Source organism: Halocola ammonii, from assembly GCF_049334165.1.
Classification (GTDB): Bacteria; Bacteroidota; Bacteroidia; order Flavobacteriales_D; family Sanyastnellaceae; genus JBEGHD01.
The window spans coordinates 1-572 of sequence record NZ_JBEGHD010000044.1; the positions used below are offsets into that span (position 1 = coordinate 1).

Annotated in this window: 1 protein-coding gene; it reads left to right on the forward strand. The window is 52.6% G+C overall.

Annotated elements, in window-relative coordinates; genetic code table 11:
* Window positions 1-572, forward strand: a 572-nt coding sequence (locus ABHV44_RS16175; protein ID WP_459075753.1) for a hypothetical protein, incomplete at both ends; no start/stop codon positions are given.

A 572-nucleotide genomic window follows, 5' to 3' on the forward strand; every position in this document is an offset into this window, starting at 1 on the left:
GAGATCCCAGCCACAACAGCAGAAGCGGTAGACAACTGCGACAGCTCAGTGGTGGTAACTTCAGCAGACTACGATCTGATCACCCCATGGGTGTTCTCATCGACTTCCGGAGATGGTTTTGGAGAAGTAACTGAAGACGGACTGACACTGGAAAGTTCAGACTCAGATACAGAAATCAGCCAGATTGTAGCCCTTACGTCAGCAGCGAAAGCGCTGACCATTAGCTTCGACTGGGATTACCTGACCACCGATGTAGACGGACCAGCCTTTGAAGAGTTCGGGTACACGATTGATGGAGTGTTCACTCAGCTGTCAGACAGCGATGGAGCAAACGGTCAAAACGGATCAGGTTCGTTCAGCGTACCAGCCGGCAGCGAGATCGCCTTCATCATCAACGCCACAGACGACCAGCTCGGATCGGCCGTAGCTAACGTAACGAACATCACGATCGAAGCCACGCCACTGGAATGCCCAGTAGTAGATTGCTTCATCCGTGAGTTCACCGCAACTGATTCATGTGGCAACACCTCGGTAGCACACCAGTTCTTCACGATCCAGGACACAACAGCACC